The 21,807-nt window shown below is 52.9% G+C and carries 25 protein-coding genes and 1 other annotated feature; of the genes, 24 read left to right on the top strand and 1 reads right to left on the bottom strand.

Annotated features, from left to right (window positions below):
* The first annotated feature begins 58 nt into the window (after positions 1-58).
* From NQ490_RS14610 to NQ490_RS14725, 24 genes are all read left to right on the top strand, one after another.
* The gene (locus tag NQ490_RS14610; protein WP_007046407.1) at positions 59-949 is read left to right on the top strand and encodes an ATPase, T2SS/T4P/T4SS family; all 891 of its coding nucleotides are present in this window, start codon (positions 59-61) and stop codon (positions 947-949) included.
* Positions 931-1,419: a hypothetical protein gene (locus tag NQ490_RS14615; RefSeq protein ID WP_007046406.1), complete on the top strand. Its 489-nt coding sequence runs from the start codon at positions 931-933 to the stop codon at positions 1,417-1,419. Before NQ490_RS14610 ends, NQ490_RS14615 begins: the two co-directional genes overlap by 19 nt.
* Positions 1,420-1,431: 12 nt before the next feature.
* Complete coding sequence (spoIIIAC, locus tag NQ490_RS14620; RefSeq protein ID WP_007046405.1) at positions 1,432-1,626, top strand: stage III sporulation protein AC; 195 nt, start codon at positions 1,432-1,434, stop codon at positions 1,624-1,626.
* 9 nt (positions 1,627-1,635) lie between these two features.
* Complete coding sequence (locus tag NQ490_RS14625; protein ID WP_007046404.1) at positions 1,636-2,016, top strand: SpoIIIAC/SpoIIIAD family protein; 381 nt, start codon at positions 1,636-1,638, stop codon at positions 2,014-2,016.
* Between the two features lie 5 nt (positions 2,017-2,021).
* Positions 2,022-3,044 (top strand): stage III sporulation protein AE, encoded by a 1,023-nt coding sequence (locus tag NQ490_RS14630; protein WP_007046403.1) that lies wholly within the window; start codon positions 2,022-2,024, stop codon positions 3,042-3,044.
* Positions 3,045-3,047: 3 nt separating this feature from the next.
* Positions 3,048-3,491, top strand: a complete 444-nt coding sequence (locus NQ490_RS14635) for a hypothetical protein (protein ID WP_040917570.1) — start codon at positions 3,048-3,050, stop codon at positions 3,489-3,491.
* Positions 3,488-4,024, top strand: coding sequence for a hypothetical protein (locus NQ490_RS14640; protein WP_007046401.1), 537 nt, complete (start codon positions 3,488-3,490; stop codon positions 4,022-4,024). The genes NQ490_RS14635 and NQ490_RS14640 overlap by 4 nt, the downstream gene beginning before the upstream one ends.
* Before the next feature lie 14 nt (positions 4,025-4,038).
* Positions 4,039-4,698, top strand: a complete 660-nt coding sequence (locus NQ490_RS14645) for a SpoIIIAH-like family protein (protein WP_007046400.1) — start codon at positions 4,039-4,041, stop codon at positions 4,696-4,698.
* Between the two features lie 104 nt (positions 4,699-4,802).
* Positions 4,803-5,162, top strand: coding sequence for an Asp23/Gls24 family envelope stress response protein (locus tag NQ490_RS14650; RefSeq protein WP_007046399.1), 360 nt, complete (start codon positions 4,803-4,805; stop codon positions 5,160-5,162).
* Positions 5,163-5,187: 25 nt separating this feature from the next.
* Positions 5,188-5,604: a transcription antitermination factor NusB gene (nusB, locus tag NQ490_RS14655; protein ID WP_007046398.1), complete on the top strand. Its 417-nt coding sequence runs from the start codon at positions 5,188-5,190 to the stop codon at positions 5,602-5,604.
* Complete coding sequence (locus NQ490_RS14660) at positions 5,598-6,545, top strand: tRNA (adenosine(37)-N6)-threonylcarbamoyltransferase complex transferase subunit TsaD (RefSeq protein ID WP_007046397.1); 948 nt, start codon at positions 5,598-5,600, stop codon at positions 6,543-6,545. The genes nusB and NQ490_RS14660 overlap by 7 nt, the downstream gene beginning before the upstream one ends.
* The gene (gene xseA / locus NQ490_RS14665) at positions 6,524-7,747 is read left to right on the top strand and encodes an exodeoxyribonuclease VII large subunit (RefSeq protein WP_007046396.1); all 1,224 of its coding nucleotides are present in this window, start codon (positions 6,524-6,526) and stop codon (positions 7,745-7,747) included. Before NQ490_RS14660 ends, xseA begins: the two co-directional genes overlap by 22 nt.
* Positions 7,744-7,959, top strand: a complete 216-nt coding sequence (gene xseB / locus NQ490_RS14670; RefSeq protein ID WP_007046395.1) for an exodeoxyribonuclease VII small subunit — start codon at positions 7,744-7,746, stop codon at positions 7,957-7,959. The genes xseA and xseB overlap by 4 nt, the downstream gene beginning before the upstream one ends.
* Positions 7,956-8,843 carry a polyprenyl synthetase family protein gene (locus NQ490_RS14675; protein WP_007046394.1) on the top strand — a complete coding sequence of 296 codons (888 nt, stop codon included), beginning with the start codon at positions 7,956-7,958 and terminating at the stop codon, positions 8,841-8,843. The genes xseB and NQ490_RS14675 overlap by 4 nt, the downstream gene beginning before the upstream one ends.
* Positions 8,844-8,855: 12 nt before the next feature.
* A complete protein-coding gene (locus NQ490_RS14680) occupies positions 8,856-9,323 on the top strand; it encodes a divergent PAP2 family protein (RefSeq protein WP_007046393.1) in 468 nt (155 codons plus the stop codon).
* A gap of 73 nt (positions 9,324-9,396) precedes the next feature.
* The gene (gene dxs, locus NQ490_RS14685) at positions 9,397-11,229 is read left to right on the top strand and encodes a 1-deoxy-D-xylulose-5-phosphate synthase (protein ID WP_242654975.1); all 1,833 of its coding nucleotides are present in this window, start codon (positions 9,397-9,399) and stop codon (positions 11,227-11,229) included.
* Entirely contained in the window at positions 11,226-12,047 is an 822-nt protein-coding gene (locus NQ490_RS14690; protein ID WP_007046391.1) for a TlyA family RNA methyltransferase, read from the top strand. Before dxs ends, NQ490_RS14690 begins: the two co-directional genes overlap by 4 nt.
* A gap of 17 nt (positions 12,048-12,064) precedes the next feature.
* Complete coding sequence (locus tag NQ490_RS14695; RefSeq protein WP_007046390.1) at positions 12,065-12,910, top strand: NAD(+)/NADH kinase; 846 nt, start codon at positions 12,065-12,067, stop codon at positions 12,908-12,910.
* Complete coding sequence (locus NQ490_RS14700) at positions 12,907-13,377, top strand: arginine repressor (protein ID WP_007046389.1); 471 nt, start codon at positions 12,907-12,909, stop codon at positions 13,375-13,377. The genes NQ490_RS14695 and NQ490_RS14700 overlap by 4 nt, the downstream gene beginning before the upstream one ends.
* Positions 13,378-13,410: 33 nt before the next feature.
* Positions 13,411-15,078 carry a DNA repair protein RecN gene (gene recN / locus NQ490_RS14705; RefSeq protein WP_007046388.1) on the top strand — a complete coding sequence of 556 codons (1,668 nt, stop codon included), beginning with the start codon at positions 13,411-13,413 and terminating at the stop codon, positions 15,076-15,078.
* Positions 15,079-15,127: 49 nt separating this feature from the next.
* Positions 15,128-15,389: a binding site (T-box leader), on the top strand.
* A 64-nt stretch (positions 15,390-15,453) separates the two neighbouring features.
* Positions 15,454-16,674, top strand: coding sequence for a tyrosine--tRNA ligase (gene tyrS / locus NQ490_RS14710; protein ID WP_007046387.1), 1,221 nt, complete (start codon positions 15,454-15,456; stop codon positions 16,672-16,674).
* Positions 16,675-16,812: 138 nt separating this feature from the next.
* Positions 16,813-18,213, top strand: coding sequence for a DNA repair protein RadA (gene radA, locus NQ490_RS14715; RefSeq protein WP_040917567.1), 1,401 nt, complete (start codon positions 16,813-16,815; stop codon positions 18,211-18,213).
* A 9-nt stretch (positions 18,214-18,222) separates the two neighbouring features.
* Positions 18,223-19,077, top strand: a complete 855-nt coding sequence (locus NQ490_RS14720) for an enhanced serine sensitivity protein SseB C-terminal domain-containing protein (protein WP_007046385.1) — start codon at positions 18,223-18,225, stop codon at positions 19,075-19,077.
* Positions 19,074-20,003: a DUF7916 family protein gene (locus NQ490_RS14725; protein ID WP_007046384.1), complete on the top strand. Its 930-nt coding sequence runs from the start codon at positions 19,074-19,076 to the stop codon at positions 20,001-20,003. Before NQ490_RS14720 ends, NQ490_RS14725 begins: the two co-directional genes overlap by 4 nt.
* Positions 20,004-20,152: 149 nt before the next feature.
* Here NQ490_RS14725 and NQ490_RS14730 read toward each other — a convergent pair whose 3' ends face one another.
* Positions 20,153-21,802, bottom strand: coding sequence for a galactose/methyl galactoside ABC transporter permease MglC (locus NQ490_RS14730; RefSeq protein WP_007046383.1), 1,650 nt, complete (start codon positions 21,800-21,802; stop codon positions 20,153-20,155).
* Between the last annotated feature and the right edge of the window lie 5 nt (positions 21,803-21,807).

Consider the following 21,807-nt stretch of genomic DNA (forward strand, 5'->3'; position numbering starts at 1 on the left):
TTTTTTGTTCTAAGCGTGTCCAGCAGCACATACAGTGGCAGTGTGAGGTGAAGAAGCGATGGACGAGTATTATTCGGTGGTGAAGGCCTTGCCGCCGCCGCTTTCGGACGAGCTGCAAATGTTGGACCCTGCAGTGGCATCAAAGGTACAGGAGATTCGTCTGCGGGCAGAACAACCGGCATATTTTACTGCAGGGGGAAAGCTGATCCCCTGTGTCCAGTATCTTCCCGCGGCTAAACATGTGATGTGTATCCGTAAAACATTTTTACAGGATTGTTTTTTACAACTCTGCCGGTATTCCGTTTATGCCTACGAGGAAGAACTGTCCCAGGGGTTCTTTACCATCCGAGGAGGAAATCGCATCGGTGTGGCGGGGCACCGGTGTACAGGCGGCTTCACAACCATTACCTCGCTGAATTTACGTGTGGCACGGTGGCTTACCTGTGATCTGCCGGCACCGGTGTGCGAATATCTGACGACAGGAAGCGGAGGACTCCTGGTGGCGGGGGCCCCCGGCAGCGGGAAGACCACTTTTTTGCGCACCTTGGTTCGTTATTTGAGCGATACGGATGAAATTGTTTGCGTGGTGGACGAGCGCGGGGAATTGATGATGTCGGATGACGGACAAGCGCAGCAAAGATTGCCTGTGTGTTGCGATGTCTATACGCGCTGTTCCAAGGCTGAGGGCATACAGATGGCGCTGCGGTGCATGAACCCGCGATACATTGTCTGTGATGAGCTGGGGACGACCGCTGACACTGCTGCTGTGGAGCGGGGGGTGGCGTCGGGAATTTGCTTTCTTGCTTCGGTGCATTGCGATTCTCCGCAGGCGCTGCAGAAAAAGCCGCAGCTGGCACGTCTTTGTGCGACGGGGGCTTTTTCGGCAGTGGCGTTTCTGGATGGAAGGCAGTCACCGGGAAGGGTGTCGCAATGGATATCGCTCTCCTGAAAGTGCTGCTTCGCTTTATGGGAACGATTGTGTTGATGGTCGCAGGCGGCGGAAGCGGTGTGGCGGCGTGCGCAAAGAAAAAGGAGGAGCGGCAGGAAATCTACATGCTGTCCCGTTTGTTTGCATATATGGAGCAGCTTCTTTCCTATCAGGCTCTGACGGGGGAGGAACTGCTGCAGCACGCAAAAATCTATCCGCAATTTCTGCGGTTGGGCATCCAATCGTGTACACGGCTCGAAAGGTTGCCTCTTCCCGAAACACTTTCTCTGCCGTTATGTGAAGAGATTCAAGCGGACTTGCGCAAGCTGTCGCTGGCTCCCCGTGAAACTGCCTGCAAGACGCTGCAGCATATGGCAGCTTTGTGCAGGGAGGCGGCACAGCAAAAAGAGAAAGAAGTACAAGTGGCAGAAAAACTTTGGCCGCGGTTGGGGCTGTGCCTGGGTGCGCTGACTGCAATTCTTTTGTGGTGAGGAATCGTCAGAATGAACATTGATCTGGTGTTTAAAATAGCGGCGACCGGCATTATTGTGGCGGTGTTAAATCAGCTTCTGATTCGCTCAGGGCGGGAGGATCAGGCCATGATGACGACTTTGGCTGGTCTGATTGTCGTTTTGAGCATGCTGGTCAGGCAGATCAGCGATCTCTTTGTGCTGATTAAGGCGCTGTTCGAACTGTGATGGAGAAAAATGTTGTTATGCAAAATGGCCGCCGTGGCGTTTGTGGCGGCAGTACTCAGTCTGGCACTCAAAAAAGACCAGCCGGCATGCGCGTTCTTGGTATCAGTCTGTGCGGCAGTGGGTTTGCTGGCCGTCGTAACACAACAGGTGCAGCCAGTTATGGTCTGGCTGCAAACTTTGGATGGAATTTTGCCGGGCCAGGGAATCGAAACGCTGCTGCGTGTGATGGGCATTGCCCTGGTTGCGCAGCTGGCGGGGGATCTTTGCCGCGAGGCAGGAATGTCCGCGGCTTCTACGGCGATCGAACTTTGTGGAAGAGTCCTGGCTCTGCTGCAGGCGCTGCCTCTTTTACAGGATTTGCTCAGCGCATATGCCGGATATTTGCAATAATATTTTTGCTCCTGCTTTTCCCTTTGCAGGTGGGGGCGGAGAACCTGCCCGATGATGCCGAAAAAATCATTGCAGATGGCAATGCCGCGATGCAAGAGGTTTCCGGCTGGCAATTGCGGGATGTGCTGAACTGGCTTACAGATCTTGCAGGCATGAATCTGCAGGAGCCACTTCGTTTTGTGTGGCAAGTGGGCGGGTATCTGCTTCTGGCAGGTGCACTGGGACTGCTGGTAACCGGAGATACCTGGCACCGTTGTTTGGAATCGGTATCGCTCCTGGGTTTTGGTACGATCAGTTTGGGGGCTATGATGAGCCTTACCGATGCGGTTGTAACCACAGCGCAGAATTGTCAAAACTATCTGATCACATTTGTCCCGGTATATAGCGGTGTGGCGGCAATGGGCGGGCAAAGCGCCGGAGCACTGGTGTACAGCGGTATGTTTTTGACAATGTCAAGCTTTTTGGCGGGGATGATCCGAGTGGTCTTGCTGCCGGTGATGCAGATTTATTTTTGCTTTACGGCTTGTGCCTGCATCTGGGGAAATCCAGGCATCGAGGAAGCTGCGGCTTTGTTCGCAAAAATTCTGCATTGGGCTTTGCGCCTCTGCGGCATTGTATTCGGCACGGTTCTGGGACTGCAGAATATTCTGGCCGGCAGCGTAGATACAGCCGCGCTGCGAACCGGAAAAAGTGTGCTGCAAGGGTTCATCCCCGTTGTCGGGGATGCAGCGGCCGCGGCACTGTCGGGCGCAGCGGCTGCGGTACAGCTGTTGAAAGGCTCGCTGGCACTGGCTGCTCTTGCGGCACTGTCAGTGGCATTTATTCCGATACTGGTGCAGTGCTTGCTATATACGGCTGCCTTTGCTGCGGCCGGAGTGACCGCCTCTCTGTTCGGTCAAAAACAGTGCGGACGTCTGTGCCGGCTATATGGAGAGGGGAGCAGACTCTGTGCTTCGGTCTTGGTCCTGTATTTTTTTATGGCATTTTTGTCCACGGCCTTGCTGTTGCTGACAGGAAATGGGGGATAATCGATGGAAACGGTTCGGCATATGGCACTGGGGTGCTGTGTAATTTCAACGGTAGCGGGCATGATTCGCATTTTCTGGCCGGAAAACAGTTTTGCACCTGTCATAAACGCTGTTTTGGCACTGTATATTATAACGGCAGCTCTGCAGATGGTCCGGGGAACTGACTGGCAGTCTTTGGTGACGGAGCTGTATGCTCTTACGGAGGAGGAACCGCAGGGGGCAATTTCTTACGAATCATATGGGCGCCAGTTGGGACAGGACGCCTCTGCCCAAGCGATTCGCACAGTTTTGAATCAGGCAGGGATTGATGCGGCGGTCCAGATCAAGGACGACACCTGTCAGGTTACGCTGCTGCATCCGAAAGACCGGGATCGTGCGGAGGCTATTCTGAAAACTAGCTGCGGGACACTGTCCTATCAAATCATGGCGGGAGGTGATGCGCCATGAAGGATCGGGAACAACGGCTGCAGGCGTGGTTTCGGCAGGCCAAAGAACTGCTTGGCGATGAAAAAAAGCGGATCAATCTGTTGGTGTGTCTCGGTTTGACAGGACTTGTTTTGCTGGCAGTGCCGGAATGGTTGCCAAAGGAACAAACGCAACCAGAGCTCATTGCCGAAGAGGTCCTTCCCGACTCGGAAGAGTATGCCGTACAATTGCAGGAACGCCTGGAAGAGCTGATTTCGCAGATGGAGGGAGCCGGTGATGCAAAGGTGATGGTGACCATTGCATGCGGTGAAGAAAACATATATGCGACGGACAGCCAGACCGCTTCGGATGGGGCGAACTCCGTCAGCCATGTGTTGCTTGACCATGAGGGATTGGTAGAAACCGTCCAGAACCCGAGCGTGTTGGGAGTGGCGGTTGTGTGCGAAGGTGGGGGAGAAGCAGCCGTACAAAATCAGATATGTGAACTGGTGGAAGCCTTGACCGGTGTGGGAGCCAACCATATTACTGTCGCCAAAATGGCGGCCTCAGAATAAAGGGGGTACATGAAATGAAACACACTGCATCCAAGCAAAGCAAAAGCCGCCGGGCAACCGCGGCCGTAATGGCGCTGGCACTCGGAGCGGCAGTATATCTGAACTGGTCCTTCGCGCGGCAGGCACCGCAGGACCTGACAGCAGCACCGGTTGAGGAAACTGCGGTGGAAACGGCAGCTGCGGCCGAGACGGCGGTCGTGACAGATCCGCTGGAATCGGCGGCAGAAACAGCAGCGGGTACGGAGGATATCGCGGAATCGACCGTAAATAAAAATTATGGGGAAGCGCAGATGGTAAGCGTCAGTCAGGACGCCGGCACAGAATTTTTTGAAGAGGCGCGCCTGTCCCGCAGCAAAGCACGGGATGAAGCGCTGGAGGCCCTGAACGAAGCACTCAAAGACACGTCCGTCAGCGAGGCGGAAAAAAAGGAACTCACCGATAAGCTGAGCACACAAGTCAACAACATTACATTGGAAACAAAGCTGGAAACGCTGATCAAGTCCAAGGGCTTTGCCGACTGCGTAGTCAATCTGGAGGGGGAACGTGCCAACGTCACGGTCATGACGGAAAATGATGCGCTGACGGCTGAGGAAGTCGCCCGGATCAGGGATGCCTTGATGAGTCAGTGCAAAGATCTGGAGGCACAGGACATCACAATCGTGGAGGTAAAATAACCCTTCAATCGGTTGCAAACGGTATGGTTTTGTGGTAAACTAAACTATACTATAAGAAATAGTGGCCCGATGTACGGGCTGCATGCAACGGGAGGGTATACAACATGGATGTGCAGAATACCATCGGGGGCAGCTTGCAGATTTCGACGGATGTTTTGGCCAAGATCGCTCGTCTGGCTGCGTTGGAAGTTGGCGGCGTTGCCGAGGTGACCACCGGAAACGGCCAGAATGTGCGTCGGCTGCTGAGCCGTACCGGGTTGCAGAAGCCGGTCAGCGTTTCTCTGGAGGACGGTGTTGCCGCCGTGACCGTGCATCTGACGGCAAGCTATGGCCAGAAGATCATGCCGTTGTGTGAAAAAGTGCAGGAAAACGTCAAACAGACGATTCAGAATATGACGGGGATTACGGTGTCCCGCGTAGATGTTCTGGTGGTCGGTCTGGCACAACCCGAAGCACAGGACTGAAGAAGAGAAGGACAGGAAACCAAGTATGGGAAAAAAGCTCACCCGCCGCGAATCCCGTGAGGCGGCTTTTCTGACGGCATTTGCCGCCACGTTTGAACCCGAAATGCCCACCCTGCCGGCGGGCGCTGAACAGCCGGAGGCAGACGCTTTTGCGCGGCAGCTTTTGGCGGCAATGAATGACCATTCTGAAGAATTGGATGCATTGATTGCAGGTCATCTGAAAGGGTGGACCCTGAATCGGGTGCCGCGTGTCAGTTTGGTTGCGCTTCGGTTGGGGCTGGCGGAAATGCTGTATGGTGAAGAACAAAAGCCCGGCGTAGCCATCAATGAGGCAGTGGAACTCGTTAAAAAATATGGTGCCGATAACGACTATCAGTTTGTCAACGGTTTGCTTGGCACGGTGGCCCGTGAGCGGGAAGAGCACCCGGAAGCAACATGCTGACGCTGGGAATCGATACCAGCAATTATGCAACCTCTCTGGCTGTGTTTGACACAAATGCCGGAGAGGTTGTTTGTGATTGCAAAAAGTTTTTGCCAGTCAAAGCCGGGCAGATGGGGCTGCGCCAGAGTGATGCCTTGTTCCACCACACCAGTGCTTTGCCGCAGATGCTGCTGGAGTTGGGAGAAAAAACGGATTTGTCCCGTATTGGGGCCGTAGGGGTTTCTGCAAAGCCACGCCCGGTAGAAGGATCGTATATGCCTTGCTTCCTGGCAGGAGTCAATACGGCTACGGCGTTCGCACTGGCCCGAAAAATTCCGATGTTCAAGACAACGCATCAGCAGGGGCACATTGCTGCAGCGCTGTTCGCTACCGGGGTGCATTCTCTTTTTATGCAGGAGGCGTTGGTATTCCACGTGTCTGGTGGAACTACGGATCTTTTACTTTGCCATGGAGCGGATACGGTTGTTCCGCTGGGAACCAGCAGCGATCTTTACGCGGGCCAGGCGGTTGATCGTCTGGGAGTAAAACTGGGCTATCCGTTTCCGGCTGGCGTTTACGTGAGCGAGCAAGCGGCCCTGTGTGCAGAGAAAATCCGTCCCAAAGTCAGTGTGCGGGGCATGGAATGCAGCTTATCCGGGTTGGAAAACCAGTGCAATAGAATGTTGGAGGAAGGGAAAAACGCATCCTACGTCTGCAAATACTGTCTTTTGTGCATTGGGGAAACTCTCGTGCGGATGGCAGGCACCGCGCTGCAGGAGCATCCGGGATTGCCGGTGATTTTTGCGGGTGGTGTGATGAGCAGTGATTTGATCCGAACCTATGTAATGCACCGGGTGCCCGGTGCGCATTTTGTGCCAGGAAAATTTGCCAGCGACAATGCGATTGGAATTGCTGTTCTGGCGGCCAAGGAGAATCAGGCATGGCCGATTTTATCAATGTAACTACACTGAACCATCTGGCAAAGAATGTACTCGCACAGTGCGAACCGTTGAACGACCTGATTGTATGCGGGGAGGTTTCCGGCTTTACAAGGCATTACAAAAGCGGGCACTTGTATTTTACCTTGAAAGATGAAAACGCAAGTGTTAAATGCGTGATGTTCCGTAATCAGGCGAGGCTCCTGAATTTTGAACCGCAGAATGGGATGCTGGTTCTGGCATACGGCCATGCCACTATTTATGAACGGGACGGTGCATTTCAACTCTATGTGGACTACATGCGCCCGTTCGGAGCCGGTGCGGCGCAGATGGCTTTTGATGCCCTGTACAAAAAACTGGAAGCGGAGGGACTGTTTGCTCCGGAACGAAAGCGCCCATTACCGCCGGTTCCGCACTGCATCGGCGTTGTAACGAGCAAGACCGGTGCAGCCTGGCAAGATGTACAGAACGTGATTGGGCGTCGCTGGCCGATGGTCAAGCTGTTGCTTGCACCGGTCAATGTTCAGGGCCTCGAAGCAGAACGCAGTATTGTGGCAGGTATCCGTGCGCTGGATCGGGATCCTCGGCCGGAACTGATTCTGGTCACACGGGGAGGCGGCAGCAAAGAAGATCTCTGGATTTTTAACAGCGAGCGCATCGCCCGGGAAGCAGCCGCTTGTCATAAACCGGTAGTTTCTGCTGTGGGACACGAGATCGATACTACCATTTTGGATTACGTGGTAGATCTGCGTGCACCGACACCTTCAGCTGCGGCGGAACTGTGTGTTCCGGATCAGGCGGAAGTTTTGCAAAAAATATCCGTTTTGCAGCGGAATATTCAAAATAATATACAGAATCATATCCAAATATGCTATAATAAATATACAATGGCATCTGTACGGCAAGCATATCAGCATCAGGTGCAGAAGACTGCACGTTTTGCGCAGGAATTGAAGCGTGCCAGCAGTCTGATTCAACAGGCACAGCGGCATCAGATTGCACTTTCTGACAGTGCACTGTCCGCCGCTGCGGCGTTGGCAGAATCTTTGAATCCTTACGGAATTTTGGCGCGTGGATATACGATCGTCAAGCGTGGGGGTGAGGTGCGGCCGGTGGAGGACTTGCTGCCGGGCCAACAAATTCAGGTACAGGGGGACTGTGCCGAGGCCGATTGCCTTGTGCAGTCAGTGCGGGAAATCCACAGACAGGAGAACAAGGGGATATGAAACAACCAAAATCCTTCGAGGAAGGGATGCAGCGTCTGCAGGATCTTTTGACGGTTCTGCAGGATGATACAACACCGCTGGCGCAATCGGTGAAATTGTACGCGGAAGCAGCCGGATTGATTGCGTACTGCAAGCAGACTTTGGATGAAGCAAAACTCCGGGTAGAGGAAATCGATGCCGAACTGGCAGAAAAAACAGGAGAAACTGTATGACACAGCAAGAATACCGCGCCTGTTTTACGAAATGGGCGCAGATGTCAGAAGAGCGCCTGGAAAAACTGTGTGATGAGTATCTTCCGCAGAAAGCGGAGATCGGGCAGGCTGCCCGTTACAGCCTGCTGGGGGGCGGTAAAAGAATTCGGGCCGTGTTGGCGCTGTCTGCCTGTGAGCTGGCTGGAAAGCCGGCGGAACTTGCCCTTGATTATGCCTGCGCATTGGAGATGCTGCACTGCTATTCTCTGATCCACGATGACATGCCCTGTATGGACAACGATGATTTTCGTCGCGGACGTCCCAGCTGCCATAAACAATACGGCGAAGCAACGGCACTGTTGGCAGCGGATGCACTTGTGACAGCAGCCTTTGAAGTGATTGCTCAGGCAGAGCTTTCGCCGGAAAGCCGCTGCCGTGCGGCTGCGGTGCTGGCCAAAGCGGGCGGTGCGCGTGGAATGCTGTACGGCCAGGAACTGGACAAAAAATATGAAGCGCAGTCTGCCACTGAGCAGCAGCTGCTGGAATTGCATGCCCATAAAACTGGAGCGCTGATTCTGGCGGCAGTGGAGCTTGGCTGCATCGCGGCTGATGCGGCACCTGCCACAAGGCAGGCATTGCAGCGTTATGCTGCAGAGCTGGGGCTGGTGTTCCAGATCGTAGACGACATTCTGGATGTGACTTCCACGACCGAGGAACTGGGGAAGCCGGTGGGAAGCGATGAAGAAAACGACAAGACGACTTTTGTTTCGCTCTACGGATTGGAAGGTGCCCGCCATCTGGCACAGCACCATAATGAAAGCGCTTTGGCAGCTTTACGGGAACTGGGACCGGCCGCCGACTTTATGGAACGTCTGGCAACGGATCTGCTGCAACGGAAAAAATAAGGATGTGACTGCATGACATTGCTGCATACGGCTTTGAGTTGGAATTTTGTGCTGGTTACGGCGCTATGCGCGTCCTTGCTGGCACAGCTGATCAAAGTGTTGCTGAATCTGTTTACTTTTCACCGCTTTATTGCAGAGCGTATATGGGGTGCTGGCGGTATGCCCAGTTCCCACTCGGCCACAGTCTGTGCAATGGTTGTGGCTACGGGGCGATACTGCGGGGTGAGTTCCTCCCAGTTCGCCATCGCGGCGGTTTTGTCCATCATTGTTATGTACGATGCCATGGGGGTCCGCTATGAGACTGGCGAGCAAGCGAAACTGCTGAACCGGATGTTCAGTGAATGGGTAGACCAGGGAGCGGCGTCTTTCCCGTTTTTGGGTGGCAAAAAATTGAAGGAGATGGTCGGTCATACACCGATTGAAGTTCTGACCGGCGCTGTTCTGGGAATTGCGCTGGGATTTGCCATGCCGATGGTATGATTGTCTAAAAACTACTGCGAGGTGCTGAAAAATGGCTTATCCGCTTTTAGAGCGTATTCAGGCGCCGGGAGATGTGAAATTACTGGCAGAAAATGATCTGCCGCAGTTGTGCGAAGAAATTCGCCAGTTCCTGATCCAAAGCGTTACATCTACGGGGGGGCATCTTTCCTCCAATTTGGGGGTTGTGGAACTGACGGTGGCACTGCACCGTACATTGGACTTACCTCAGGATAAACTCCTGTTTGATGTGGGACATCAATGTTATACGCATAAACTGCTGACCGGACGAAGAAATGGTTTTGCAGCGTTGCGCCAGAAAGAAGGAATTTCAGGATTCCCCAACCCGAAAGAAAGCGACTGTGATACTTTTGTGGCCGGGCATGGAAGCGCGGCTCTTTCCACGGCAATCGGCATTGCCCGGGCCAAAAAAATCAAACAGGAACCCGGTAAGGTCGTAGTGATCGTCGGAGACGGAGCATTCACCGGCGGCATGGTCTATGAGGGTATGAACAATGTCAGCAAGCTGAACAACCTGATTGTGATCCTTAATGATAATAAGATGTCCATCTCCAAAAATGTTGGTCAGATGGCCAATTATCTGACCAAGCTGCGCACCGATCCCAAGTATTTCCATGCGAAAGCGCAGATGGAAACGATGCTGGACAGTATCCCGGTGATTGGCGATACGCTGGTACGAGCACTTCAGGGCGGGAAACAGCTGGTGCGTCGAGGCATTTACCATTCCACCATGTTCGAGGAAATGGGCTTTCAATATATTGGCCCGGTAGATGGTCACGATGTGATTATGCTGGAACAGATGCTGAACAATCTGCGGGAACAGTTTGCGCCGATTTTCCTGCATGTGGTCACGCAAAAGGGTAAAGGCCTCAAACAGGCGGAAGAGAACCCGGGCGAATTCCACGCAGTTTCTTCGATAGACCTCAATCACCTGACGGACCCGGAACTTTCCCCGAAAGATTCTTTCTCCACGATTTTTGGTTCGACCTTGGCAGAACTGGGAAAAGAGGAGCCGCGTCTGTGCGCCATCACGGCTGCCATGAAATACGGAACCGGTCTGAATTTCTTCAAGCATGCCCATCCGGAGCGATTCTTCGATGTAGGCATGGCAGAAGAACATGCCGTCAGTTTCTCTGCCGGGCTGGCGAGCCAGGGGCTTTTGCCTGTCGTGGCAATTTATTCAACATTTTTCCAGCGGGCTTACGATCAGATTATTCACGATGTAAATCTGATGAAGCTGAATGTTTTGTTTGCTGTGGATCGTGCTGGGCTGGTTCCCGGAGACGGAGAAACCCATCAGGGAATTTATGATACGGCATTTTTCAGTCAGATCGGCATTCCGGTATATGCCCCTGCCAACTATGAGGAGCTTAAGTACTGGCTTCGGTATCTGGTGATGGAGGCGCGTGGCCCCCGTGCCATTCGATATGCCCGCGGCGAACAGAAACCAGCACTGGAAGCATTACCTTGTACGGGCAATGCCTATGACAAGATCGAGTCTCGGGAAGGCGCCCGTATCGCACTGGTGAGTTACGGCGCACAGACAGAGGAAATCATTGCAGCCTGCGATCTGTTGCAGCAGAAGCAACTTGCTACGGACTGTTTTAAACTGGTCCGGCTGTATCCGCTGCCGGAGGAAATCTGTGAAGCGCTGCGTTCCTACGATATGGTTCTCTTTGCGGAGGATTCCATTCGCACCGGAAGTATCGGGGAGCAGTTGTGCTTTGCTTTGCACCAGGCAGGCTGGAAGGGGGATTATCTGCTGCATGCGGTGGATAACACCCATCTTCTGCATGCTAACGTGCCGCAGCTGCGTCGGGATCAAGGGTTGGATGCAGCGGCGCTGGCTGCCGATGTACTGGCCCGGGTAAAGGAGAAACAGATATGAGCAAGATCCGTTTGGATCAGTATTTGTGTCAGCATGGCCTGGTGCAGAGCCGGGAACGAGCCAAAGCGCTGATTATGTCCGGCATTGTCTTTGTCGATGAACAGAAAGTGGACAAGGCCGGTGAGATGATTGCGGAGGACGCCAAGGTAGAAGTGCGCGGGCATGATATCGGATATGTGAGCCGAGGCGGTTTGAAACTGGAGAAAGCCATGCAGGTGTTTCCGATGCGTCCCGATGGCAAGGTTTGTATGGATATTGGTGCATCCACCGGAGGCTTTACCGACTGTATGCTGCAAAATGGGGCGGTCAAGGTTTATGCGGTGGATGTGGGATATGGGCAGCTGGCCTGGAGTTTGCGTACCGATTCTCGCGTCGTCAACATGGAGCGGACAAACATCCGTAATGTAAAGCCGGAAGACCTTACAGAGTCGATTTCCTTTTTCAGCGTGGATGTTTCCTTTATTTCTCTCAAACATATTTTCCCGGTGGCGGACCAGATCTGCACCCCCGATGCGGTGGGTGTCTGTCTCGTTAAACCCCAGTTTGAGGCCGGCCGGGAAAAGGTGGGCAAAAAAGGCGTCGTTCGCGATCCGGCAACCCATCGGGAAGTGTTGGAAATGGCCCAGGAGTATGCGCTGTCCAATCATTTTACGGCGGCTGGCCTGGACTTTTCCCCTATCAAGGGACCGGAAGGAAATATCGAATTTTTAATGTATGTACAGCACTGTGAAACGCCGTTGCCTCTGCCGGAAGGTAAGATCGCGGAAGTGGTTGGTGCTGCCCACGCTGCACTGGATAAGGCACCCAATTTACATTGACAGAAAGGACGACATACATGGCGGTCTTGCTGATTCCAAATGTAACCAAAGACCAAGGCCTGGCCATTACAAAACAAGCCGCAGATTTATTGCTGCAATATGGTCAGTCGGTTTTGTTGACGGATCAGGTGAATGTGCCGGAGTTTTTCCCGCAGGTCACAGTTCTGCCTGAGCCGCAGGCATATCAGCGGGCGGATGCGGTCCTCACGATTGGCGGAGATGGTACGCTTCTACGCAGCGGCCATGCCTGTGTTCATTACCGAAAACCTGTGTTGGGAGTGAACCTAGGACGCACTGGTTTTCTTGCCACCTGCGAAGTGGAAGAAATGCCGGAGAAACTCCGCCGCCTTGCGGATGGTGAGTATATGCTTGCCAAACGTGGACTTTTGTCGGCAGAGATTCCGCAGGCAGACTGGCAAAGAAAGGCCATCAATGATTTGGTTGTATTCGGCGAGACACGGATGCACCCCATGGACTACAGTGTGTATTGCGATGGCTCTTTTGTCAGCAGCTACCGCAGTGACGGCCTGATTGTTGCAACGCCTACGGGCTCTACGGCCTATTCCTTCTCGGCGGGCGGGCCGGTACTGGACGGTATGGCAGATGTGATGGTGCTGACGCCGGTATGTGCCCATAATGTGCATACGGCACCGCTGGTTTTCGCCGCAAACCGTACGCTGGAGATTGTTGCGGATGCCGAGAATCGGGATGTCTGCTATGCCTGCGCCGACAGTGGTCCCCGCCATGCTCTTCTGCCTGGACAGAAAATCAGTATTACGGCAGCGCCGGGAAAGCTGCAACTGATTACATTTGAAGAATCTGAACAATTTTGTGCCATAGAAAATAAGCTCATGAGGAGATGATTCCGTTGAAAAGTGCGCGCCATCAGGCAATTTTGGATTTGATCGAAAAGCATCCCATTGACCGGCAGGAAGATCTGCTGGCTCATCTGCGGGAAGCCGGCTTTGATGTAACACAGGCCACGGTTTCGCGCGACATCCGTGATTTACAGCTAGTCAAGGTCGCCGATGCGGATGGCCGCTATCGATATATGCCTGCAGCTGCTTCCGGCAAGGTGACCCATTCTCCCAGCCGCTTTGAAATGATTTTTCGGGAATCGGTTCTTAAAGTGGATTACGCCGGGCATATGGTGCTGGTCAAGTGTTTTTCCGGTATGGCGAATGCGGCCTGCGAGGTTTTTGATGCCAAACAATGGAACAATGTAGTCGGCACGCTCTCAGGCGACGATACGTTTTTTATCCTGATGCGCACGGAAGAAGATGCGGCCGAGATCTGCCAGGCGCTGCAGCAATATGCGCGCCGCGGCTAAGAAGTTGCATCGTGACGGGGGAGGAGCTGGCCTATGCTGGCAAACCTGAAAATTGAAAATGTGGCGGTAATTGAAAAAGCGGAAGTCGCCTTTACGCCGGGACTGAATGTTCTGACGGGCGAAACCGGTGCGGGTAAATCCATTCTGATCGATTCCATCAATGCAATTCTGGGCAACCGCACATCTCGTGAATTGGTGCGAAGCGGCGCGCAGAAAGCCTGTATCTGGGCCACTTTTGAATCGATTCCCAAATCAGTACAGGAAAAGCTGGAGAAAAGCGGATATGAGGCATCCGAGGATCTGCTTTTGTATCGCGAAATCAACGTTGAAGGGAAAGGTAGCTGCCGCATCAACGGTATGCCTGCGACAGCCAGCGTGGTCCGGGATATTTCTTCCGGTCTGCTGGCTATACACGGGCAGCATGACAGCCAAAGTCTGACCAATCCGGCACTGCACCTTGGTCTTTTGGACCAGTATGCGCAAAGCAGGGCTCTTTTTACACAGTATTACCAGTGCTACCGTGAACTGGTGACAGTAAAACGACAGCTGGATTCGTTGAACGCCAATGAGGCGGACAAACAGCGCCGAATCGAGGCATTGACAGCCGAAATTGATAGCATCGATGCCGCAGCTCTACAACCGGGAGAAGAGAAGACTCTGCAGGAACGTAAAAATGTCATTACGCATGCACAGAGTATTTTGCAAGGAATTACGGCTGCCCACCTGGCCTTGGCAGGTGATGAGGACGGGGAACAAGCCGGTGCGGCGGATCTGTTGGGCGGTGCGGTAGACGGTATGCAGAATGCGTCGCGTCAGGATGAAAGTCTGATGCCGATGGCAGAACGCCTGCAGGAATTGTATTATTCGGCGCGTGAGTTGGCGACCGATCTTGCGGATCGACTGGATGCCTATGATTTCGATCCGGCAGAACTTGATCAGATTGAGAGCCGCCTGGATACCATTTATCGCCTGAAACAAAAATTTGGTATGGAAGTAGAAGAAATCCTTTCCAGGCGGGAACAGGCGGCAGAAGAGCTGGAAAATTTCCAATCTTCCGACCAGAAAATTGCGGAACTGAAAGCACAAATGCAATCGCTTTACGCGAAAGCCAAAAAGGCGGCGGAATCTTTGACACAGAGCCGCCTTAAAGGCTTCACAGCGATGAACAAAGAAATGAAGGCAGCGCTGGAATTTCTGAATATGCCGGGAATCCGGTTTGCCTTGCGCCATACGCGAGGTCCGCTTTCCTCTCACGGACAGGATACGGTAGAGTTTCTGATTTCTACCAACCCCGGAGAAGAGCCGAAACCGTTGGCAAAAATTGCGTCTGGCGGTGAATTGTCTCGCATTATGCTGGCCTTTAAGAGTGCCTTGGCGGATCGTGATGCCTTGCCCACCGTAATTTACGATGAGATCGACACCGGTGTTTCCGGTCTTGCTGCGGGACGCATCGGACAACTTCTTCATCAGACCGCGCAAGGCCGGCAGGTTCTTTGCATCACGCACACGCCTCAGGTGGCGGCGTTTGCAGACAACCAGTTGTTGATTCAGAAAAATGTACGCCAAGATCGTACCTATACTGAGATTCATACGCTTGATATGGATGGCCGTGTCCAAGTATTGGCCCGTATGATTTCCGGTGATAAGGTGACGGATCTGAGCCTGGCCAACGCCCGGGAACTGATCGAAAAATCCAGATGACAGACGGCCGCCTTGACTTTCCAGAGCGTGTGTGTTACAGTTATACCAATGAAATGCGATGAAGGAAATAAGTACCTGCTGTATGGGTGTCTCAGAGAAGTTCCGGTTGGTGCAAGGAACTGGCAAACGGCGGCATGGGAATACATTCCGGAGCAGTAGGCTGAACGCAGACAAAGGCAAGTAGGCTGTGCCGTGTACGCACGTTACAGCGTTTGGGTGTCGTGGCTCCCTTTGGTTGCTGCACCCGCGAAGGCTCATAACCGTGAGGTGTGAGCAAAACAGAGGTGGTACCGCGAAATTTCGCCCTCTGCCAAATTCTTACATTTGGCAGGGGCTTTTTCTTTTGCCCTTGCCGCAGCAGACAGGAGGATTTTTATGACGATTTATGATGAACTCAAAGCGCGCGGCCTGATTGCGCAGGTAACGGATGAGGAAGAAATCAAGGAACTCATCAACAACGGAAAGGCAACCTTTTATATCGGCTTTGACTGCACGGCAGACAGTCTGACTGCCGGACATTTTATGGCGCTCACTCTGATGAAACGTCTGCAAATGGCTGGGAACCGTCCTATTGCACTGATTGGCGGCGGTACGACGATGATTGGCGATCCCTCTGGACGCAGTGATATGCGAAAGATGCTGACGAAGGAAGATATTGCACATAACGCCGAGTGCTTTAAGCGCCAGATGGAACGCTTCGTTGAGTTCGGCGAAGGAAAAGCGTTGATGCTCAACAATGCGGATTGGCTTCTCAATCTCAACTATGTGGAACTGCTTCGTGAAGTGGGGGCTTGCTTCAGCGTCAACAATATGCTCCGCGCTGAATGCTACAAGCAGCGTATGGTCAACGGACTTTCCTTCTTGGAATTCAACTATATGATCATGCAGAGCTACGACTTCTACTACATGTTCCAGCATTACGGCTGTAATATGCAATTCGGTGGCGATGATCAGTGGAGCAACATGCTGGGCGGTACCGAGCTGATCCGCCGGAAACTGAACAAAGATGCCTACGCTATGACCATTACGCTGCTGACGGACTCTCAGGGCAAGAAGATGGGGAAAACGGCCGGAAATGCCGTCTGGCTGGACCCCAATAAGACCAGTCCGTTCGATTTTTACCAGTACTGGCGCAATGTGGGAGATGCAGATGTTTTGAAATGCATCCGCATGTTAACTTTCCTGCCGCTGGAGCAGATTGATGAGATGGATCACTGGCAGGGAGAGCAGCTGAACCAGGCCAAGGAGATTCTTGCCTATGAACTGACCAAGATGGTCCATGGCAAAGCGGAAGCAGAGAAGGCCCAGCAGACAGCGCGTGGGCTCTTCAGCGGAGCTGCCGACCATGAGAATATGCCCAGCACGGTTCTGGATGCCTCTCTTGTCAAGGACGGAGCGGTTGGCCTGCTGGCAGCGATGGTAGCGGCGGGGCTTTGCGGCTCTAATCGGGAGGCACGCCAGCTGGTACAGCAGGGCGGCGTACTCGTTGATGGGGAAAAGGCCAACGATCCCAAGATGACGCTCAGCGAAGAAGCGCTTCGAGCCGGTGTGGTTATCAAAAAGGGAAAAAAGGTTTATCATAAGGTAATGCTGTAAAAGCCAAAACAGGGTGTATCTGTGTGGAACGCGGATACACCCTGTTTTGGCAAAAGATGCAGACTTCCCAGCGGATTTTCTTGCCCGGGGAGAAAAAATAGGCTATAATAAAAGAAGTCTATAGTCGAGGAGGCTGTCATGCCCAAAGACAAACTGAAAACCGTTTATGTCTGTACCCAGTGCGGCGAGACCAGTCCGCGATGGCTGGGCCGGTGTCCTTCCTGTGGAGCCTGGAATACCATGACGGAGGATGTTGTGGCGGAACCGGTCAAGTACTCTTCCTCACGGGGCGGGGCAACTCCGCGTGTTCCGGGGCAGACGACACTGACACCGCATAAGCTGAAAAATATCAGTACAACAGAAGAAAAAAGTCGAATCATTACTGGAATCAGTGAACTGGATCGGGTTCTGGGCGGCGGCATTGTCATTGGAAGTGTCATACTGATCGGCGGCGAGCCGGGAATTGGTAAATCTACGATTCTGCTGCAGCTTTGCGGCGAAGTGAGCAAGACCAAAAATGTGCTATATGTGACAGGCGAGGAATCTGTACGGCAGATTAAATTGCGCGCGGTACGCCTGGATGTTCCACAGGAAAATATTTCTCTGGTGGCGGAGAGTGATGTTGATGAAATTTGTGGGTTGATTGAATCCATGAAGCCGGATCTTGTGGTAATCGATTCGATCCAAACCATGCGGTGCACAGACATCGCCTCTTCGTCCGGAACGGTCAGCCAGGTGAAAGAGAGCACGGCTCGTTTCCTGAACGTAGCCAAGACACTGGAAATTCCCACATTTATTGTGGGACATGTCAATAAAGATGGCGCTATTGCAGGCCCGAAGGTCATGGAACACATTGTGGATACGGTACTTTATTTTGAAGGTGACAAGACTTTACCGTATCGGGTGTTGCGGGCTGTCAAAAACCGTTATGGATCAACGAATGAGATCGGCATGTTTGACATGACTGGTCGCGGGCTGGCCCAGATTGACAACCCGTCCCAGGTTATGCTGGAAGGTCGTCCCCTGGGGATCAGCGGAACCTGCGTTGCCTGTGTGATGGAAGGCACTCGTCCGGTTTTGAGTGAGATCCAGGCGCTGGTCACCAAAACGAGTTTTCCCAGCCCGCGCCGGACGGCAAGTGGTTTCGACTACAATCGGATGTATTTGCTATTGGCTGTGCTGGAAAAACGTGCCGGATATTCCTTTGCCAATCAGGATGTGTATATCAATATCGTGGGCGGGCTGAAACTGGATGAAACCGCCTGTGATTTGCCTACGTGTATGGCATTGGCATCCAGTTTGCTGGATCTGCCGATCGGGGAAAAAACCTTTGCGGTCGGAGAAGTGGGGCTTGGCGGCGAAATTCGCAGTGTACCACATCTGGAAACTCGTCTGCGGGAGGCGCAGCGTGTGGGCTTTGATACCGCCATTGTTCCCAAACACAATCTAAAGCTGATTGATCCGGCGCAGTTCCCGGGATTAAAGCTAGTAGGGGTTTCTTATCTGCGCGAAGCCATCAATACGATAAAACTGAAATGAGGAAAGATCATGCCTGAACACAACGAACAAAAGGCCCCGGCTTTCAACCCGGAGCTGAAGAAAACCATTGCGGCGTTCAAAAAAGAAAACAGTCCGCAGAACCTAAATGCCGTGATCAATGAACTGGTGAAATCTCCTTTGCTTACTCCGGCTATGTTTGATCTTCAGGGGGCTCCGGCTCCTAAGCCGGGACCGGATGGTCGGGTGCAGTTACCTAAAAATACCAAAATCAGCTTGGTGATGATCAATAGCAAGGAAGGCAAGCACTATTATCTGGCTTTCAGCGATTGGGATGCTGTACACGAGTGGCAGAACAAGGTTCCCCAGCAGGGACGGCAGATCATGATGCTTCGCTTTGACGATTTTGCCAACATGCTGCAAAAGAATAAAGAGGCCTCAGGGTTGGTTCTGAATCCGGGGGAAAACAGCCTTCGCCTTGAGGCCCCGCTGATCGAGTCGGTGAAAAAGCAGAAGGATGCTATGGCAAAGGCCAGGGAAGCCGCAACTATTCATCCCGGCGACAAAGTAACGATTGTGGAACCCACGGTTCTGGCAGACGAACTGGTGGATCCGATCTGCGAAGTGCTTGCACAGGCGCCTGGAGTCGGATCAGCGTATCTGCAGATTATGATTGTAAACGAAACCCGTAAATGCTATTTGCTGGTTTTGGATGGTCCCAAGGACGATAAGCTTTTTGCTGCCGTTGCGCAGGCGGCGCGCCCTTACTTGGCGGGGCGTAAACCGCAGATGGATCTAACCATTACTACATCGGTTTCTCCGCTGGGACAGCAGGGAATGCGTGGCAGTGAACCGTTTTATCGCAAGGGGATCGGTCGCGTTCTGGAGGAGGACGACGACGAATGAACGTGAAACGCCTGCTGGATTGCACACCTGGGGAATTGGCTCATTACGGAAAAGCGGAACTTTTGCAGGCGATTGCAGGCAGTGAAGGACGTGTTCTGGCATGCGAGACGATTGGCTTGACACCACCCCTTTTGGTGGATGTGACCAATGCAGAATATGCAGCCTCCTTGAGCGCTGATATTTTGTTGCTCAATATGTTTGATGTGCGTCAGCCGACGATTCAGGCGCTGCCGAAAGTTCCGCCTGCCGATACCGTTCGTGAGCTCAAACGGCTTACCGGTCGGATCATCGGGATTAATCTGGAACCTACTACGGAAGAAATGGCACGAGTCAATGCAGGCACGCTGTGGGCAATGAAGGCGGGACGTCTGGCAACAGCGGAAAATGCAAAGATTGCAGCGGATATGGGTGTGGATTTGATCGTTTTGACGGGAAATCCCGGCAACGGTGTCAGCAATGAAGCGATTGAAAAGGCGCTGCGGGAAATTACTGCTGCAGTTGGCGACCGCGTGATGCTGGCTGCTGGAAAAATGCATGCCTCCGGGATTGTCGGCGAAGGTGGAGAAAACATCATGACCGAGCCTGACGCACAGGCTTTTATGGAGGCCGGAGCGGATATTATTCTGTTGCCGGCACCTGGAACGGTCCCGTGCATTACGCAGGGATATGCCCATCGCTTGATTGAAACGGTACATAATCACGGAAAACTGGCAATGACAGCCATCGGAACATCCCAGGAAGGTGCAGATGTGGCGACGATTCGACAGATTGCTTTGCTGTGTAAAATGGCAGGGGCGGATATTCATCATATTGGCGATACTGGTGTGCCGGGAATGGCACTACCGCAGAATATTCTGGCCTACTCGATTGCAATCCGTGGGGAGAGACATACCTATCACAAGATGGCGCAGTCGGTAAATCGATAAAGGATATACAGAACAGAAAAAAGCAACGTGTCTGGCTTTGTGCCGGATACGTTGCTTTTTGCGTATTGTCACAAACAAAACCCCGCCGCGGGGCAGTCACTTACAAAAGTTGGCCGAGCGGCGGGGGAGGAAAGAGAATGAGAGAAGAATTACTTCTTCTGAACGTACTTCAAGCAGTCGAGCATAACAGCAACGAGAATGATGATGCCGGAGAAGACGAACTGCAGGTTGGTATCAATACCGAGGGTGGTCAGAGAGTAGGTCAAAGCGGTGAAGATGAAGACGCCGACCACTACGCCGGAGATCTTACCGATACCGCCGGTGAAAGAGACACCACCAACAACGCAAGCGGCGATGGCGTCCATCTCCCAGCCCTGACCGTAAGCGGCAGAACCGGAACCGACCATGCGAATGCATTCCAGCCAAGAGCCAAAGCCATAGAGGATACCGGCCAGGATGAACGCACCAACCGTAACGCGGAAGACCGAGATGCCGGAAACAGCAGCAGCCTCAGGGTTGCCGCCGACGGCAAACAGATTCTTGCCAAAGGTGGTTTTGTTCCAGATGAACCAGACAATCACAACAGCTGCAATAGCCCACAGAATGATGGTGGGGAAGCCGCCGATCTTGGGGATGATCATACTGGGAATCGTCGTCTCAATAGCACCGAAGGAAACACCTTTGGTAGAGTAAGTAACCAGACCAAAGATGACCAGCATGTTGGCCATGGTAGAAATAAAGGGGTGCATCTTGAACTTTGCTGTGAAGAAACCTGCGATGGTCGTGAAGATCGTGCACAGGACGATACAAACGATCAGAGCGAGGAAAACACGGACAATAACCGGCAGCCCCGTGAAGTCGAAGATGTGACCAAAGACGGAGCCGGTATTGATCCCCTGGTGCATGACGATGGTAGCGGCGGTCATACCCATACCGACCATACGGCCGATAGAAAGGTCTGTGCCAGCCAGCAAAATCAGACCTGCAACACCAAGTGCCAGGAACATACGCGGCGAAGCCTGCTGCAGAATGTTCAGGATATTATTGACTGTCAGCAGCTGCACATTCTTCACAATCGGGGTGATGATGCACAGAGCGATGAAGATAACAATAATCGCCAGATACAGGCCGTTCTTCAGCAGGAAGTCGCGGCGATTGAAGGTATACTTGTAGTTTTCCCAACGCTGCGCCATGGACTCCGCAAAGGTGAATTTGGACATGCGGAGCATATCGATCAGGTGATATTTGTGATCGAAAGCGGCGTGCTGGCGATCTTTGACGGCCTGCAGATCTTTATCACGCTGCATTTTGGCGTCAAACAGACGATTCTTATGGACGTATTTCTCGTCCTTGATTTCCTGCTGGTCGGTCAGCTTGGAAACGGTCGCCTGATGCTCTTTCTGAAGCTGGGCAACCGCAGCTTGATACTTCTGCTGTGCGGCAACCTTTTCTTCTTTACAGCTGGCGACAACGTACCGATAATACTCGGAGTCGTAATGCTCTTTCAGATAGGCTTCGGCATCCGCGATCAGCTTGGAAACCTGATCCTTGTTTTTGGCTTCTACAGCCTTGGCAGCTTCCAGCTCAGCCTTCATGCGGCTTTCGCGCTGGGCTTTTTCCTCGGCAGTGTAGATGCGATCACGCTTGAGGTTATCCAGATCATTCGTGAGGTTGACAACCTTGTCTGTGCCATCAGCGCGAAGATCGTTGATTTGTGCCTGAATTTTGCCGACGTAGTCGTCAATCGGCTTGCGAAGTTCGGCTTCCCGCTCCGCAGTAAGAATTGTACTATTTGCCATTTGTT

The organism is Subdoligranulum variabile (assembly GCF_025152575.1).
In the GTDB taxonomy this organism is placed as follows: Bacteria; Bacillota; Clostridia; order Oscillospirales; family Ruminococcaceae; genus Gemmiger; species Gemmiger variabilis.

What these genes read in the sequence shown, in the direction of transcription:
- NQ490_RS14610 (WP_007046407.1), top strand. Translation starts at nt 59, where the DNA reads ATGGACGAGTATTATTCGGTGGTGAAGGCCTTGCCGCCGCCGCTTTCG.
- NQ490_RS14615 (WP_007046406.1), top strand. Translation starts at nt 931, where the DNA reads ATGGATATCGCTCTCCTGAAAGTGCTGCTTCGCTTTATGGGAACGATT.
- spoIIIAC (WP_007046405.1), top strand. Translation starts at nt 1,432, where the DNA reads ATGAACATTGATCTGGTGTTTAAAATAGCGGCGACCGGCATTATTGTG.
- NQ490_RS14625 (WP_007046404.1), top strand. Translation starts at nt 1,636, where the DNA reads ATGTTGTTATGCAAAATGGCCGCCGTGGCGTTTGTGGCGGCAGTACTC.
- NQ490_RS14635 (WP_040917570.1), top strand. Translation starts at nt 3,048, where the DNA reads ATGGAAACGGTTCGGCATATGGCACTGGGGTGCTGTGTAATTTCAACG.
- NQ490_RS14640 (WP_007046401.1), top strand. Translation starts at nt 3,488, where the DNA reads ATGAAGGATCGGGAACAACGGCTGCAGGCGTGGTTTCGGCAGGCCAAA.
- NQ490_RS14645 (WP_007046400.1), top strand. Translation starts at nt 4,039, where the DNA reads ATGAAACACACTGCATCCAAGCAAAGCAAAAGCCGCCGGGCAACCGCG.
- NQ490_RS14650 (WP_007046399.1), top strand. Translation starts at nt 4,803, where the DNA reads ATGGATGTGCAGAATACCATCGGGGGCAGCTTGCAGATTTCGACGGAT.
- nusB (WP_007046398.1), top strand. Translation starts at nt 5,188, where the DNA reads ATGGGAAAAAAGCTCACCCGCCGCGAATCCCGTGAGGCGGCTTTTCTG.
- NQ490_RS14660 (WP_007046397.1), top strand. Translation starts at nt 5,598, where the DNA reads ATGCTGACGCTGGGAATCGATACCAGCAATTATGCAACCTCTCTGGCT.
- xseA (WP_007046396.1), top strand. Translation starts at nt 6,524, where the DNA reads ATGGCCGATTTTATCAATGTAACTACACTGAACCATCTGGCAAAGAAT.
- xseB (WP_007046395.1), top strand. Translation starts at nt 7,744, where the DNA reads ATGAAACAACCAAAATCCTTCGAGGAAGGGATGCAGCGTCTGCAGGAT.
- NQ490_RS14675 (WP_007046394.1), top strand. Translation starts at nt 7,956, where the DNA reads ATGACACAGCAAGAATACCGCGCCTGTTTTACGAAATGGGCGCAGATG.
- NQ490_RS14680 (WP_007046393.1), top strand. Translation starts at nt 8,856, where the DNA reads ATGACATTGCTGCATACGGCTTTGAGTTGGAATTTTGTGCTGGTTACG.
- NQ490_RS14690 (WP_007046391.1), top strand. Translation starts at nt 11,226, where the DNA reads ATGAGCAAGATCCGTTTGGATCAGTATTTGTGTCAGCATGGCCTGGTG.
- NQ490_RS14695 (WP_007046390.1), top strand. Translation starts at nt 12,065, where the DNA reads ATGGCGGTCTTGCTGATTCCAAATGTAACCAAAGACCAAGGCCTGGCC.
- NQ490_RS14700 (WP_007046389.1), top strand. Translation starts at nt 12,907, where the DNA reads ATGATTCCGTTGAAAAGTGCGCGCCATCAGGCAATTTTGGATTTGATC.
- recN (WP_007046388.1), top strand. Translation starts at nt 13,411, where the DNA reads ATGCTGGCAAACCTGAAAATTGAAAATGTGGCGGTAATTGAAAAAGCG.
- tyrS (WP_007046387.1), top strand. Translation starts at nt 15,454, where the DNA reads ATGACGATTTATGATGAACTCAAAGCGCGCGGCCTGATTGCGCAGGTA.
- radA (WP_040917567.1), top strand. Translation starts at nt 16,813, where the DNA reads ATGCCCAAAGACAAACTGAAAACCGTTTATGTCTGTACCCAGTGCGGC.
- NQ490_RS14720 (WP_007046385.1), top strand. Translation starts at nt 18,223, where the DNA reads ATGCCTGAACACAACGAACAAAAGGCCCCGGCTTTCAACCCGGAGCTG.
- NQ490_RS14725 (WP_007046384.1), top strand. Translation starts at nt 19,074, where the DNA reads ATGAACGTGAAACGCCTGCTGGATTGCACACCTGGGGAATTGGCTCAT.
- NQ490_RS14730 (WP_007046383.1), bottom strand. Translation starts at nt 21,802, where the DNA reads ATGGCAAATAGTACAATTCTTACTGCGGAGCGGGAAGCCGAACTTCGC.